The following is a 12,659-nucleotide window of genomic DNA, read 5'->3' as shown; positions in this document are numbered from 1 at the left end:
ACAGGACCCGGCGGCCGGACCGAGCGGACGACACGGCACGGCGGCGCACTCGAGGCGCAGGTCAGCATGGGTGCTTGTCTACGGGAGCCGCCCAGGAAGCCCTGACGCGTGGGGTCGCATCGCCACCCCGCGCATCGCGGTCCTCGACCGCCACTGTTCCTGCCGCCGCCGCACCGCGCAACATCCTCGGCTGATCGGCGGCCGCTCCGGGCGAAGGCGCTCGATCACCCCGGAGCCCGCCGCTCGGTTCGAGGCTCGGGCGCAGGCTTCCGCGATCAGTCCGTGCTCTGCGCGTTGGCCCCACACCAGAGTTCCTCGTCCCCGGCGGCGGCCACGGCGCGGTCGACTTCGACGCCGTTGACGGAGATCGTGCACTCCATGCCCTCGGCGGGATCGGTCACCCGCAGATCGCTCTGGCCGAATCCGATGTTCGCGGCCTTCCGCCACGACGCGGCCGGTTGGTACTCGTACACCCACTCGGTCCCGGCGAAGTGGTAGTAGATCGCCGACGGCTGGTCGGGCCCGTCGACGTGCATCTCGATGGTGAAGACCTGCCCGGAGAGCCCGCAGCCGCTCAGCAGCCCGACGAGCGGGGCCCCGAGCAGCAGCGCGGCGAGCATCGGCACGAGGCGGCGCCTGCCACGGCGATCGGCGGGCGACGGGCGAGCGGACATGACGCTCCCGGAGGTGTTCGGGGACGGCGGTCGTCGACGATGCTCGCAGCAGGCCCGTGCCGCGCGCACGCCGGCCCGGCGCGGTCTGCCCTCCCCTGCGGGCGCGGGCCGTTCTTCGTCGCGGCGATGCCGACGGAGCGACGCGCGCCGCCTCGGCCGAAGGTCTGATTCGCCGGGCCTGCCTGAGCATTAGGGTCGGCGCCCATGAGGCTCCCGCGCCCGCAGGACAGGTGGTTGCGCCGTCGCACGATCGCGATATCGGTGTTCGCAGCCATGATGTACGCGATCGAGGTGTCCCTGCTGGCGCCGGACGTCTCCAGCGTGGCGCTGGCCGCGATGCCGGTGGTGCTGCTCGGCCTGATCGTCTTCGCGGCCCGGTCTGGGAGGCACCCGCAGGCGGCTCTCGTCGGCGCGGGCCTGTCGCTGGCGGCCACTGCGGTGATCCACTCGACGATCCTGCAACGCACCTTCGGCACCGTGGAACTGCTGTTGCTGCTGGTGCTCGTCGTCGGCGCCGCCCGGCACGGCTCCCGACGGTCGGCGATGGCGGTCGCCTTGGCGGCCTCGGTCGCCTCGGCCGTGCTGCTGCTGCGCTCGGTGGCCTTGTGGTGGAACACGGCCGAGCTGGGACTGCTGCTGATCCTGGTGACAGTGGCCGCGATGTTCCTCGGCCTGCACCTGCGGGAGGAGGATCTGCGCCGGACGGCCACCGCCGAGCAGGTCCGCCGCGCCGAACGACTCGACCTCGCGGGTGACCTGCACGATCACGTCGCGCATTACGTGACCGCGATGGTGGTGCAGGCACAGGCGGGCCACGAGATCGTCGAAGGCGACCCGGCGACCGGCAGGCAGCTCTTCGCCAACATCGAATCCATCGGACAGGAGGGGCTGACCGCGATGAGTCGCATGGTGGGGCTGCTGCGCGAGGGCGCGGCGGCCGAGGAGACCCGCACCGTGCCGCAGGGCCTGACCGCCGTGCACGAACTCGCCGCCCGGAACTCCGCCACCGGCCCGCAGACGAGCGTGGAGGTGCGGCCCGGCGTCGATCCGGGAAACTGGTCCGCCGAGCTGAGCCGGTCGGTGCAGCGACTGGTGCAGGAGGGCCTGACCAACGTCCGCAAGCACGCCCACCACGCCACCTCGGTGCGGGTGGTGGTCGACGCCGAGGGTGACGACGTCGTCGTCCGGGTGCGCGACGACGGGACGAAGTCCGGCCGCGTCCGCTTTCGTTCCAGCGGCTTCGGGCTGATCGGGCTCCAGGAACGGGTCTCGATGCTCGGCGGGACGCTGTCCAGCGCGGCCCAGCCGGAGGGCGGCTGGGAACTGCGCGCGACCCTGCCTCGCACGGCCAAGGCGGTCCGATGAGCATTCGCGTGGTGATCGCCGACGATCAGGCCATGATCAGGACCGGCTTCCGACTCATCATGGAGGCGCAGGAGGACATCACTGTGGTCGGGGAGGCTGCCGACGGGGTGGAGGCGCTCACCCTCGTACGCGAGCTGCGGCCCGACGTCTGCCTGATGGACGTGCGCATGCCCGGCCTCGACGGCATCGACGCGACCCGGCGCATCGCCGCGGAACCGGGCACGCGAGACACGAAGGTCGTCGTGGTCACGACCTTCGACCTCGACGAATACGTCTACGGGGCGCTGCGGGCGGGCGCGGTGGGGTTCGTGCTGAAGAAGTCCGGGCCTCGGGTGCTGGTGGACGCGGTGCGCGCGGCGGTGGACGGCGCGGCGCTGCTGTCGCCGACGGTGACGGTGCGACTGCTGGACGCCTTCGCGCGGCCCGGCCCGGACCGGACGCCCGAGTTGATCGAGCCGCTGACCCCACGGGAGCGGGAGGTGGTGCTGCTGGTCGCACGGGGCGCGACGAACACCGAGATCGCTGAGGGACTGTTCATCTCGATGGGGACCGTGAAGAGCCATCTGACGCGCATCCAGCAGAAGCTGTCCGCCCGCAACCGGGTGGAGATCGCGGCGTGGGCCTGGGAGCACGGGCTGGTGGCGTGAGCGGGCGTCAGCCCGCGAACCGAAGACACAGTGCGGGCGCCAGCCCCCGGAACCGAACACACAGCGCGGGCGCCAGCCCCCGGAACCGAACACACAGCGCGGGCGCCAGCCCCCGGAACCGAACACACAGCGCGGGCGCCAGCCCCCGGAACCGAACACACAGCGCGGGCGCCAGCCCCCGGAACCGAACACACAGCGCGGGCGCCAGCCCCCGAACCGACCAACAGCGGCGCAGGACGCCGAGAGCGAAGACGCGCTCTTCGTGGCCCGGCGACGAGCGGTGCGCCTCGCGGTCTGCCGCGCCGACCTCGCGCGGTGCCTGCCCGCCTCCTCAGCTGACGACCTGGGCGAGGACGGTGCGGAACAGCTCGCGGTCCACTGTCGCGGCGTCCTCGGCGAGCCAGCCGCCGATCTCCTCCAGGAACCACTCCGGGTTCATCGGCGCGGCGGTGTCGTCCAGCGGTTCGTCGGTGGTGATCCGGCCGGTTCGGCTGGGGTAGAGCAGCAACGCCCCCCGCACCTCGACGTCGGGGAGCATCGTGCGGTACGCCGCCACCGCCTCGGGTAACCGGATCGAGCCGCCCCGGAAGACGTGGCCGTTACGCCAGAGCGTGCCGTCCTCGTCGGCGACGTAGTGGCCGGGCAGCCACTTCTTCGACTCGATGAGCACCAGCCTTCGTCCACAGAGGACTGCGTGATCGACGTCGGCGAACACCGATCCCGGCCAGGCCAGCCCGTGGAAGATCCGCGCGCCGGGCAGCCGGGTCAGGTATCGGTCGAGCAGGTCCGCGGTCAGCTGTCGGCCGATGTCCTCCCGCTCGTCGCCGGTCTTGCCGAACACGCGCTCGGTGCCGAACTCCGAGACGAAGTCCTCGTCGAGGCGGTTGGCGGCGACCTGCCTGCGGACGGCGCGGATCGTCATGGTCACGGCGCCGGACACCAGCAGCAGCCAGGCCACCAGGGTCACCGGAGCGCCGAGCAGCATCGGAGCGACCGTCACCAGGACGAGCACACAGGACAGCGGCAGCAGCAGCGGTGCATGGCCGAGTCCGGTGGACGGCAGGTACCGCACGGCCCGACGGACGTCGAGCGTGTCCCACCAGGGGATGCCGCGCGGATCGATTCTCGGCGACGGCGGCACGTAGTCGGGGTCCTCGCCGAGGTCCCACTTCCGGGTGCTCCGGTTGCGCCCCAGCCACGGCGTTCGCCGCAGCGGAGCCGCGTGCTCGGTGGCGACGTGCGGCCGGGAGGCCGGCAGGCGGCGCAGGGTGGACGACCGGTCATACTCGGCTCGCAGCACCGGGTCGTACAGCGTCTCGTAGGCCTCGGTGAGCAGCCGGAAGGCGCCGGAGGTGCCGCCCGCGTCGGGGTGCATGGTCTTGGCCAGCTGCCGATAGGCCGTCTTGATGTCCGCAGCCGACGCGCTGCGGCGCACGCCGAGCAGCTCGTAGTGGTCGACCATGTACCCGACTCCGATCGCCGTCGATACCCGCACGAATCCGCCCCGCGCGCCCGCCGACTCCACCGAGGATGCCGCCGACGAGACGCCGGGGGCCGTCGTGTCACGACGATGATCACATCACCGCCGTTCGGGTGACGAGCGCGGTCAGCCGAGCCTGCTGGGGACTCGGGATCAGCCCAGGCCAGGTCGGGTCGGCCGCCTCGACTGCCCCGAGCGAGCGCTAAGCGACGGTCTGGGTACCGATTCTCCTGTACCGGGTGGAGATTCTGTCACTTTCGGGGCCGCCCCGACTACGGTAGGCGCATGAGTCAGCGGATCGGTTCGCGCGAGCTGCGCCGAGACGAGGCCGAGATCATCCGTCGGGTCGAAGCGGGCGAAAGCTTCACCGTCACACAGGCAGGCAGACCGGTGGCCGATCTCGTTCCGCATCGCCCCGGCGGACGGCCCGCGACGACGGACCGGACGCTGGGCGCGGTACAGGCCGAGTTCCGCAGCCTGCCGCCCGTGGACGCGTCCCGCTGGGACCGGGATCGACGACGCTCCGACTCCCGATTCGGCGCGGACGACCCGCTGGAGAACCCCTGGGATCGCGGGACGAGGCACGGCTCCGCCGTCACCGCCCGGCCCGCCCGACACCCCGGCGAGGGCTCCGGCGAGCGTGCCGACGCGGGGAGCGCCGAGGGATCGCCTGCCGACACCGTCGCCCCTGCGACGGGTCTCGCCGCCGTGGTCGGCCGAGGGACTGCCGACTCCGCCGGTCGCCGGAACGACCGCAGCGCGCCGGGCGGCTCGTACCCCCGATGACGACTCCGACGACGCCTGCACGAGTGCTGCTCGACACCTCGGTGATCATCGACCTGGACCGCATCGAGCTCGGCGAGCTGGCCTCGGCACGGCCGCTGGTCAGCTCGGTCAGCGTCGCGGAACTGGCCTACGCGTTGGGCACCACCGACCTGGTGGAGCGACACGCGCGGGTCGAGCGCTACCACGCCGCGCTGCGGCGGATCGACGTGCTGCCCTTCGACACGGCCGCCGCCAAGCTGTACGGCGTGCTGGCCACTCTGGTGCGCGAGACCGGCCGGAAGTCCGTCCCCCGTCGGGTCGACCTCCAGATCGCGGCCACCGCAGCGGCCCGCTCCCTGCCGCTGCTCACCCGCAACCCGAAGGACTTCGCGGCTCTGCACCGACTGATCCGGGTCATCCCGATCTGACCGGCGGCCCGCCTCGCGGCACCGCGACGGGACACCCGGACCGCCTGCCGCCTGCCGCGTCGCCGTGGCACTGCACCGCCCGCCACGACGAACTCCGGCGATCAGCCCGCCGGAGCAGCCAGCCACGCGTCGATCTCCCGGTGCAGGCGTGTCCTGGTGGTCGTCGGGGCGAACGAGGCGTCCACCCCGGCCCGCGCCAGCTCGGCCAGCGTCGCGTCGTCGTAGCCGAAGGCGTCCCGCACCCGCCGGTACTCCTGCGTCAGGTCCGCGCCGGTGACGTCGGGGATGTCGGTGTTGAGCGTGACCGCCAGGCCCGCCGCCCGCAGGCGATCAGGGCACGGGCAGCATCGGAGGCATGGGGTTCGGGCACCTCGGCGAGGCTAGGTCGCACCCGAGCCACCGGCAATCGATTTCCGGGCTGATCGGCTGCCACGGGTCGGCACAGGTCGACGCCGCCGACGAGCCGCCCCCGAAGCCTCGACACCACGAGCACCGTCGCCACGACGAACCTCGGGATGCTCGCCGTCCTCCCGGCCCCACCGTCCTCGGGACGAACTCACGCTGCCCGTCTCCGCCGAGGCCCTTGGACACCCGACCCGCCGACAGCCGCACCGCCGCGCGCGAACGCCGCCGGGGCACCGAGATCGCCTGCCTCGGCGCCGATCCGCCCGGCCGTGATCGACGACGGGATGTCCGATTCGCCGCGCTTACACTGTGCCGATGGCGGTGTGGGAGACGACGAGGGCGGTGCGACGCGCCAAGGACGTCATCGACCGGGACTTCGCGGCCCCGCTCGACCTCGATCGGCTCGCTGCGGTCGCCGGGTACTCGCGGCACCATCTCTCCCGACGGTTCCGGGCGATCTTCGGCGAGACGCCGATCGCCTATCTCACCCGCAGGCGCATCGAGCGGGCCGCCTACCTGCTTCGGGCGGCGAACCTGACCGTCACCGAGGTCTGCTTCCACGTCGGCTTCGCGAGCCTCGGCTCGTTCAGTTCCCGCTTCCACCAGCTGATGGGTCGGTCGCCCAGCGAGTACCAGCGGCATCATCGGGCGCGATCAACCGACATCGTCATCCCCGGCTGCTTCGTGCTGGCCTGGTCGCGGCCCGGCCCGGACGCCTGATCACTCTGGGAGAAGCACCGCAGGCCGGGCCTGCCTACGGTCGAGTGACACCGATCGAAACAAGGAGCGAAGACGATGTCGCAACGCCTGACCCACACCTGCCTCTACGTGCTCGACCAGGATTCCGCGAAGAAGTTCTACACCGAGCGGCTGGGATTCGAGGTGCGCGCCGACGTCGTCATGGGTGGCGAGTTCGAGGGCGCGGGCCAGGGGTTCCGCTGGTTGACCGTCGGGCCGCACGATCAGCCCGACGTCGAGATCATCCTCGCGGACGCAGGCATGGGACACGACGATCAGACCCGGGATCAGCTGCGCGACCTCATCGCCAAGGGCGCGTTGTCGGCGGGATCGCTGGCGACGGACGACTGCCGAGGCGACTTCGAACGCCTGCGCGCGAACGGCGTCGAATTCCTTCAGGAGCCTGCCGACCGCCCCTACGGCATCGAGGCGGTCTTCCGGGACGACTCGGGGAACTGGTTCAGCTTGAATCAGACGTTCGGCTGACTCCGCTCTCCCGTCCCGGCCGACCGCGCCCACCGGTGGTTGCGAGACCGACCCGCCCGTCGCGGCGGGTCGCCTCGCGGCCTTCTTCGCGGCCGACCCTGACCAGGCAGGCCTGCCACACCCGGTATCTCCACGACCGCACCGAGGGCAGCCGCGAGTCCTGACGATCACCCTGCCATCGGCCGCACGGGGCGAACCGGCTCCCGCAGGTTTGGCACGGGAATACGCTGTGGCCGTGGCGGCACCTCGATCGCACGAAGCGACGACGACGGCTCCCTGCCCGGCGTCCATGGTCGGACGGCCGGGATCGATCTCGGGCGGGGGCAGCGCGGGCGGACCGGGTGCCAGACGGGCAGCCGGGACGGGGTCGGGCGACGGCTCGACGACCGCCGAGAAGGTCGGGGCAGGCGGCGCGACACCGCAGGTCGACGGGACTCGACTCGGCCCCGAGCCCGTCCCTCCACGCCACCCGTCCGACGACGGTGTGGACCCGGCCGCCGTGGAGGTCTGGGAACGTCATCTCGCGACGCTTCCGGTGCGCCGCTCCCGGCAGGACGCCCTGCGGGCGCGGCGCCGCCGGGGCTACGAACGCGCGGCCCTCGGCTGGGGGCTCGGCACCGTCCCCCGTCAGTCCGTCGGGCCGGTCTCCTTCGAGTCGGAGGCCGTCCGCATCGTGGAGATCGCCCTGGTCCTGGCTCCGGTGCTGCTCCAGACCAGCGCGTACGCGCGGGAGCTGTTCATCGCCGACGGAGTCCGCCAACAACAGGAACTGGATCGGCGGATCGCCCTGCGCATCGAACGGCAGGCGGTCCTCACTCGGGAGACCGCACCCGTGCAGTTCGAGGCGTTCATCGACGAGCCCGTCCTGCTGCGTCCGGTCGGCGGTCTGCGGATCATGGCGGAGCAGCTGCGACACGTCGTCGCGATGGCCCGTCGTCCCAACGTCCGCGTGCGGGTCGTCCCGTCGGCGGCGGGCGGCCCGGTGCGGCTGGACGGCGGCCTCCTCATCCTGGACTTCCCGCTGCGCTCCACCGTCGTGCACCTCGAGCACGGCAGGCTGCACGGCCTGCTGGACCGTGCCGAGGACACCGCCGTGTTCAGCGCCATACTGCCCGTCCTGGCCGCGACGGCGCTGGCCCCGGCGGAGTCCCTCGCGCTGCTGACCCGGCTGGCCGAGGAGCTGGAGGATCGATCGTCCTGAGCGCCGGCGTCGCCTGCGTCGCGGGCCGGAGTTCGCGACGCGCCGGGACGATCGACGTCCGGTCCTCCTCGCAGGTCCGGTGTTCCGGCGCCGATCGCTCGGAGCCGCCGGATCAGGGCGCGAGCGCCGAGCCGATGTCGACGCCGAGCTCAGGTGCACAGTGCGCGAGGAAGGCAGGCCAGATGCTGCCGGTACGGGCGCGCACCCAGGCCATGATCACCCCGGCGATCCCGGTGGCCAGGACGGCCGCGATGTCCACGCTGAGCCCCTCGGCCGGATCGAAGAGCACGCCGTGCCCCAGCCCGAAGCCCAGGCTGGTCAGCACCAGGCCCCAGCCGACCTGCGCACCGAAGAGCCGCCACGGCGTGCCGAGCACGCGATCCAGGACGGCGAGCATGGCGCCGCGCCAGATCAGCTCCTCGGTCAGGTTCGGCACGGTCGCGTCGAACAGCACCCGTTCCACGCTCGGACTCGGCACCGAGCCCGGCTCCGTGAACCCGCCGAGCACCATCAGACCTGCGGGCAGCAGGAAAGCGGCGATGATCAGGATCGACACCGGGCGCAGCGAACCGGGTTCCAGCCGCCATCGGAGCCCCGCCTCGGTCGTGGCCCAGCGACGCAGCACGAGGAACAGCAGGCAGACCCAGGCCAGATCCAGGAGCTTGCCCTGCCAGTTCCACTCCAGATCGGCGAAGAAACCGATCCTCGGCAGAGCGGTCGACAGCGCGGTGAGCGCCAGGAACGCGCCTGCGACCGCCGACGCGAGCAGGGCACCCGGCGCACGCCTGCCCACGAGATAGGCGACCGGCGCCAACAGGGCCAGCAGGATGACGGCCCACAGGACGGCGGCCGACATCTCCTGCCAGACCTCGCCCGGCCCGACCAGCACGACCGCCAGCGCGGCCACGAGCACCACGGGGGCGAGCACGGGCAGCACCCAGCGGGCGGTCTCTGTGGGACGCGGCAGCGGTTCCTCGAGAGACTTCGACCCGGTCATTCCGGCATCCAAGCAGGTCCGACCGCCGGCCCGGCGCTGACGGTTCCTCGACCGGCAGCCGAGGACACCGCGGCCGGTGGGGCGGGCGCCGGGTTCGGGGGGCCGCCGACCGCAGGCGGGCGCTCGGCCGTCGGCGGGAGGCCGTCGGAGCCTCGGGCGGCGGCCCGCCCAAGGCCAGACTGTGCCGAGTCCACTGTCGGCCGGGAATCCTGCGGCTGAGCCGCTCCCTGCGGGCCGCTCCCGGTGAGCCGCTCCCCGAGAACGAGGCCGCTCCCGACGAGGCTGCTCCGCAGGAGCTTCTCCACCTGGTGTCGCTGCACGTGGCTGCTGCTGCCGGGCCTGCGCCCGCTCCGATTCGCACTCACGCGGCGGGTCGGGACGGCACGACCCCCGTCCCACCACCGCGTTCACACGATGGAGTCAGAAAGCGACCAGCCCGCGCCGCCTGCGGACCCAAGGGCATCCCCGCCACGAAGATCATCACGGTGATCGACGCATCACGCCGGCGGACGTGATCGAAGGAGAGGAGTCAGGCTGTGAATCCCCGCACTCGTGACCTCGCGGTGCCGCACTCGTTGGCGGCCACCGCCGCCGACCGCACGGACGGAGAACTGGTCCTGAAGGGAATCCAGCTGGAGTGGACGGTCGGTGGGAACAGCGGCGGAGACTGGCCGCCGCCCGTCGACTGGAACGACGGCCGGGCCCCCTATCCGCACCTCTACGAGGTGTGGCTCAACGGCGGCGCGATCAAGCAGACGGCGGTCCTGTTCTGGGCCGACTGGGCACCGAGCTGGCAGGCCGCCCGGACACACTGGGTCTGCCTGGGCACCGATCCCGATCCGGAGTACCGCGTGACGATCCGCGCCAGGCTGGCCGACGGCACCTGGAGCCCGTTCACCGACGAGGTCGTCGTCACCACGGGCGACGCCCGCGCCTACTCCGCCGTGGCTCCCGCCGTGATCCTCGTCCAGGCACCGGTCCCCGCACCGGATCGGCACGGCAGCCTGGACCACCCCGTGAGCCGCGCCGTCCTTCTCGTCCGCAAGGACGACTCGGCGGCGGCCCGTCGGCGCGCGCGCGAGCTGAACACCGCCGCCGGACAGGCGGTGACGCCCCCGGCAACGGCGATGCTGGCTGATCCGCCGTGGAACGGCTCCTATCTGGAATATCGGAAGTTCTTCCGGGGTGGGGACGTGGCCTCGGCGGGCAACCCGCTGTACACCGGCCTGGACGAGGCGGGCGAGCGGCCGAGGACGATCCTGTCCGCCGCCGACGCCGAGCACTCCTTCACCTACCGCCGCAGCGCGCACCACGTCGACCCGACCTGGACGCACCAGTGGTTCATCACCAGAGACGACTGGAACCCGGAGGGGGCGGTGTCCTGGGACGATCTGGAGCCTGTGCCGTTCATGACCGAGGTCCACGGCGACCCCGGCACCACCCACCACGCCACCGAGGCGGTGCCCGAGAAGAAGACCGGCAGGCATGTGATCGTCACCGTCTGGGGCGGCCACGGCGGGCCCGGCCTTCCGGACGGCAGGCTCGCGGGCGAGTTCTTCGTGTCCTGTTCCGACGTCGAGTTCGTCTAGTCCCGCCGCACGGCATCCGGCCGTGACATGGCGAGCGAGGACGCGATCCGGCCCAGCGTGGTGCCGGTCGCAGCGGCCCCGCTCCGCCACGGCCCCGCCCGCAGGTGCGGAGCGAACCACCGAACCCGGCCCGCCCCGCAGCAGCCGCAGCCCCCGCTCAGCTCATCGGTAACCGGCCGGGTCCACGGTCACGCCCTTGTTCTCGGGCTGCTGCGTCTCGGCGTAGTAGGCGGCGAAGTCGGGACGAGAGCCGTCGACATCGGTGAATCCGTAGATCTTCGCCAGCTGCCAGCTGGCCAACGACTGCCCCGCCCACCGTGCGACGTCCGGGTCCGCGGCCAGCGCGGCGGCCGCCCGCCCCACGTACGCCGGGCTCTCCGACAACGCGAAGAAGGGATCCTTGGCGATGGCGTCGCGCCAGGTCCGTTCGGTGACGCCGAAGTGGTCGAGCATGAACTCCGAACGCAGGAAGCCGGGGGTGAGAGCCAGCGCGGTGACGCCGTGCGGGCGCAGCTCGGCTGCTTGCGCCTGCGCGATGCGGATCACCGAGGACTTGACCAGGTCGTAGAAGAACGAGCCGCGATACTCGGAGTCGGCAAGCCCGTCGGTGATCTCGATGACGAGGCCCCGGCCCCGGGCGACCAGCAGCGGCAGCGCGTGCCAGCTGGTGATGACATGGGTGTCCACCGCGAGCCGCTGGAGCCGGAGACCGGTCTCCAGGGACTGCTCCCACAGCGGCTTTCCCCAGACGGTGAGCGGGTCGCCGCCCCAGACGTTGTTCACCAGGACGTCCAGCCTGCCGTCGTTCTCGGTCTCGATCCTGGCGACGAGGTCCCGGACCTGATCCGACTCCAGGTGGTCCACCGGCACGGCGATGCCCCGGCCGCCCGCCGCGGTGACCAGCTCGGCGGTCTCCTCGATGGTCTCGGGCCGCGCCATCGGCGAGTTGCCCGGCGCGGTGGTGCGACCGGTGACGTACACCGTGGCGCCCGCCGCGCCGAGCTGAGTCGCGATCCCACGCCCGCCGCCTCGGGTGGCCCCGGCGACCAGGGCGATCTGTCCTTCGAGCGGTTTGATCACTGCTTCGTCTCCTCGGCACGTCGTCGGTACGGGTCGAGCAGCATGGTCAGGTCGCGGCGCACGGCATCGGCGAGACGGCCCGTCCTGGTCATCGCCCAGGTGATCTGCGTGCCGTTGCGGACGGAGTCCAGCGCAGCCGCCAGCGCATCGACGTCGATGTCCTCGCTGATCGCCCCCGCCGCGACGGCGGTGCGCAACAGCCGGGCCAGCTCCGCCTGTACCGCGCGGGCGTAGTCCCCGAGCAGCGTGCGGAACTCCTCGTCGGCCAGCTCCAGATGCAGGAACGCCAGGTGGTTGGCGAACTCGTCCGGACTGCGATCCGGCCCGACGGTGGCCGCCACCGCCCGGATGACGCCCTCCACCGGATCGTCCGGTGCCTCGGCGAAGGCCGCACGCATCGGCACGTGAAATGCCCGCTGGGCCAGCCCCGAGCCGATGAACGCCAGCAGCAGGCCGCGCTTGCTGCCGTACCGCTGCACCAGCACCCCGGTGGACACCTCGGCGTCGCGCGCGACCTCGGCCAGCGTCAGCCGCACGGGACCCACCCGCCCGACCGCCGAGGCCACCGCCGCCATGATCCGTTCCTCGCTCACCGTGCGCGGCCTGCCCGCCATCTGCCCTCCCCAATTAATAACTGCTCGTTCATTATTAAATGGAGCGGGCGGAGCGGTCAAGCCGGAGCGCAGCACGACACGACGAGCGAGCAGCGTCGTTCCGATGCGTGATCGATCCGATACTCGACGTCACAATCGCCGGGCGCTAAGTTCGAGTGCGGGGAAGGTCGAGCGGGAGGGGGCGCAGTGG

14 protein-coding genes are annotated in these 12,659 nt (G+C 72.1%); 8 read left to right on the top strand and 6 right to left on the bottom strand.

The features are described 5' to 3' along the window. Positions 1 to 275: 275 nt before the first annotated feature. Positions 276 to 674 (bottom strand): hypothetical protein, encoded by a 399-nt coding sequence (locus UA74_RS06170; RefSeq protein WP_075739428.1) that lies wholly within the window; start codon positions 672 to 674, stop codon positions 276 to 278. A 204-nt stretch (positions 675 to 878) separates the two neighbouring features. Here UA74_RS06170 and UA74_RS06165 point away from each other — a divergent pair, with 204 nt between their 5' ends. Next, positions 879 to 2,039, top strand: coding sequence for a sensor histidine kinase (locus tag UA74_RS06165; RefSeq protein WP_157434020.1), 1,161 nt, complete (start codon positions 879 to 881; stop codon positions 2,037 to 2,039). Continuing rightward, a complete protein-coding gene (locus UA74_RS06160) occupies positions 2,036 to 2,686 on the top strand; it encodes a response regulator (protein ID WP_075739426.1) in 651 nt (216 codons plus the stop codon). The genes UA74_RS06165 and UA74_RS06160 overlap by 4 nt, the downstream gene beginning before the upstream one ends. 331 nt (positions 2,687 to 3,017) lie before the next feature. On the opposite strand, the gene UA74_RS06155 is transcribed toward UA74_RS06160, so the two are convergent. Further along, the gene (locus UA74_RS06155; protein WP_318533289.1) at positions 3,018 to 4,181 is read right to left on the bottom strand and encodes a J domain-containing protein; all 1,164 of its coding nucleotides are present in this window, start codon (positions 4,179 to 4,181) and stop codon (positions 3,018 to 3,020) included. 270 nt (positions 4,182 to 4,451) lie between these two features. Here UA74_RS06155 and UA74_RS06150 point away from each other — a divergent pair, with 270 nt between their 5' ends. After that, positions 4,452 to 4,952: a type II toxin-antitoxin system Phd/YefM family antitoxin gene (locus UA74_RS06150; protein WP_075739424.1), complete on the top strand. Its 501-nt coding sequence runs from the start codon at positions 4,452 to 4,454 to the stop codon at positions 4,950 to 4,952. After that, complete coding sequence (locus tag UA74_RS06145) at positions 4,949 to 5,359, top strand: PIN domain-containing protein (RefSeq protein ID WP_075739423.1); 411 nt, start codon at positions 4,949 to 4,951, stop codon at positions 5,357 to 5,359. Before UA74_RS06150 ends, UA74_RS06145 begins: the two co-directional genes overlap by 4 nt. Before the next feature lie 101 nt (positions 5,360 to 5,460). Here the strand turns inward: UA74_RS06145 and UA74_RS06140 are convergent, their stop codons facing one another. Beyond that, the gene (locus tag UA74_RS06140; RefSeq protein WP_083682965.1) at positions 5,461 to 5,685 is read right to left on the bottom strand and encodes an amidohydrolase family protein; all 225 of its coding nucleotides are present in this window, start codon (positions 5,683 to 5,685) and stop codon (positions 5,461 to 5,463) included. Positions 5,686 to 6,079: 394 nt separating this feature from the next. Here UA74_RS06140 and UA74_RS06135 point away from each other — a divergent pair, with 394 nt between their 5' ends. The 3 genes from UA74_RS06135 to UA74_RS06125 all read left to right on the top strand — a co-directional run bounded on the left by UA74_RS06135 (position 6,080) and on the right by UA74_RS06125 (position 8,189). Then, the gene (locus UA74_RS06135; protein WP_075739422.1) at positions 6,080 to 6,484 is read left to right on the top strand and encodes a helix-turn-helix transcriptional regulator; all 405 of its coding nucleotides are present in this window, start codon (positions 6,080 to 6,082) and stop codon (positions 6,482 to 6,484) included. Positions 6,485 to 6,559: 75 nt separating this feature from the next. Continuing rightward, the gene (locus UA74_RS06130) at positions 6,560 to 6,988 is read left to right on the top strand and encodes a VOC family protein (protein ID WP_075739421.1); all 429 of its coding nucleotides are present in this window, start codon (positions 6,560 to 6,562) and stop codon (positions 6,986 to 6,988) included. A gap of 235 nt (positions 6,989 to 7,223) precedes the next feature. Continuing rightward, entirely contained in the window at positions 7,224 to 8,189 is a 966-nt protein-coding gene (locus UA74_RS06125; protein ID WP_157434019.1) for a DUF5753 domain-containing protein, read from the top strand. A gap of 112 nt (positions 8,190 to 8,301) precedes the next feature. Here UA74_RS06125 and UA74_RS06120 read toward each other — a convergent pair whose 3' ends face one another. Then, positions 8,302 to 9,186 (bottom strand): CPBP family intramembrane glutamic endopeptidase, encoded by an 885-nt coding sequence (locus tag UA74_RS06120; protein ID WP_075739419.1) that lies wholly within the window; start codon positions 9,184 to 9,186, stop codon positions 8,302 to 8,304. A 536-nt stretch (positions 9,187 to 9,722) separates the two neighbouring features. Between UA74_RS06120 and UA74_RS06115 the strand changes: the two genes are divergently transcribed. After that, positions 9,723 to 10,775 (top strand): lytic polysaccharide monooxygenase auxiliary activity family 9 protein, encoded by a 1,053-nt coding sequence (locus UA74_RS06115; protein WP_075739418.1) that lies wholly within the window; start codon positions 9,723 to 9,725, stop codon positions 10,773 to 10,775. Between the two features lie 162 nt (positions 10,776 to 10,937). Here UA74_RS06115 and UA74_RS06110 read toward each other — a convergent pair whose 3' ends face one another. Continuing rightward, complete coding sequence (locus UA74_RS06110) at positions 10,938 to 11,855, bottom strand: SDR family oxidoreductase (RefSeq protein ID WP_075739417.1); 918 nt, start codon at positions 11,853 to 11,855, stop codon at positions 10,938 to 10,940. Further along, positions 11,852 to 12,544, bottom strand: a complete 693-nt coding sequence (locus tag UA74_RS06105; protein ID WP_157442172.1) for a TetR/AcrR family transcriptional regulator — start codon at positions 12,542 to 12,544, stop codon at positions 11,852 to 11,854. Before UA74_RS06105 ends, UA74_RS06110 begins: the two co-directional genes overlap by 4 nt. Positions 12,545 to 12,659 lie beyond the last annotated feature (115 nt).

The organism is Actinoalloteichus fjordicus, from assembly GCF_001941625.1.
Classification (GTDB): domain Bacteria; phylum Actinomycetota; class Actinomycetes; order Mycobacteriales; family Pseudonocardiaceae; genus Actinoalloteichus_A; species Actinoalloteichus_A fjordicus.
The sequence above is the reverse complement of the archived record's forward strand: the minus strand, read 5'-3'. Positions and strand labels throughout refer to the sequence as shown.

What these genes read in the sequence shown, in the direction of transcription:
- UA74_RS06170 (WP_075739428.1), bottom strand. Translation starts at nt 674, where the DNA reads ATGTCCGCTCGCCCGTCGCCCGCCGATCGCCGTGGCAGGCGCCGCCTC.
- UA74_RS06165 (WP_157434020.1), top strand. Translation starts at nt 879, where the DNA reads ATGAGGCTCCCGCGCCCGCAGGACAGGTGGTTGCGCCGTCGCACGATC.
- UA74_RS06160 (WP_075739426.1), top strand. Translation starts at nt 2,036, where the DNA reads ATGAGCATTCGCGTGGTGATCGCCGACGATCAGGCCATGATCAGGACC.
- UA74_RS06150 (WP_075739424.1), top strand. Translation starts at nt 4,452, where the DNA reads ATGAGTCAGCGGATCGGTTCGCGCGAGCTGCGCCGAGACGAGGCCGAG.
- UA74_RS06145 (WP_075739423.1), top strand. Translation starts at nt 4,949, where the DNA reads ATGACGACTCCGACGACGCCTGCACGAGTGCTGCTCGACACCTCGGTG.
- UA74_RS06135 (WP_075739422.1), top strand. Translation starts at nt 6,080, where the DNA reads ATGGCGGTGTGGGAGACGACGAGGGCGGTGCGACGCGCCAAGGACGTC.
- UA74_RS06130 (WP_075739421.1), top strand. Translation starts at nt 6,560, where the DNA reads ATGTCGCAACGCCTGACCCACACCTGCCTCTACGTGCTCGACCAGGAT.
- UA74_RS06120 (WP_075739419.1), bottom strand. Translation starts at nt 9,186, where the DNA reads ATGACCGGGTCGAAGTCTCTCGAGGAACCGCTGCCGCGTCCCACAGAG.